This is a genomic window from Mesorhizobium sp. M0522 (genome assembly GCF_040321085.1).
Classification (GTDB): Bacteria; Pseudomonadota; Alphaproteobacteria; order Rhizobiales; family Rhizobiaceae; genus Mesorhizobium.
Genome location: NZ_JAMYQW010000102.1, coordinates 1 through 762 on the forward strand (window position 1 = coordinate 1; position 762 = coordinate 762).

A 762-nucleotide genomic window follows, 5' to 3' on the forward strand; every position below is an offset into this window, starting at 1 on the left:
TTGTCGAACACCGCTGCATCAATCGTTGCCAGGCGCTCCATGGCCGAACCATCCTTGACCATGATGCCGTTCTCGAACAGCCGCCGCGCGGCGACCACCTGGACGATCGGCACGGCGAGCCCGAGCGCGCACGGACATGTGATGATCAAAACGGCGATGGCGATGGTTATCGCCCGATGCCAGTCGCCGGTTGCCGCCATCCAGCCAAGGAATGTCACGAAGGCGGTGAGATGAACAACTGGAGCATAGAGTGCTGAAACGCGATCGGCGATGCGGCGGTAATGTGCGCGACCGCCCTCGGCGGCTTCCATCAGCCGAACCATTTCCGCCAGGAACGAATCCTTCGCGGCGGCTGTCGCCTCGATGGTCAGCGGGCCGGTAAGGTTGAGCACGCCGGCCTGGACGGCATCGTTTGGAGCCACGCTTCTGGGCGTGCTCTCTCCCGAAACCAGCGAGCAGTCGACGTCCGATGTCCCACGCGTGATCTTGCCGTCGACGGGGATCCTTTCGCCGGCCGCTATCAGCAACAGCATGCCCGGTTCGATCTCGCCAACCGGCAGATAGTCGCGTGCGCCACCGTCGCGCAGCACCATGGCGCCACGCGCGGCCAGTTGTGACAGGCCTTTCACGGCGGTGCGGGCGCGTGCGCGCATCACGTGATCCAGCGTGCGGCCGATCAACAGGAAGAACAGCAGAGACACCGACGCGTCGAAATAGGCGTGGTCGCCATGGGTGATCGTCTCATGGAGGCTCATCGCATAG

General features: G+C 63.9%; 1 protein-coding gene. It reads right to left on the bottom strand.

The annotated features are described in order from the left end of the window. Positions 1-762, bottom strand: a 762-nt coding sequence (locus NKI58_RS35455; RefSeq protein WP_352854540.1) for an HAD-IC family P-type ATPase, incomplete at both ends; no start/stop codon positions are given.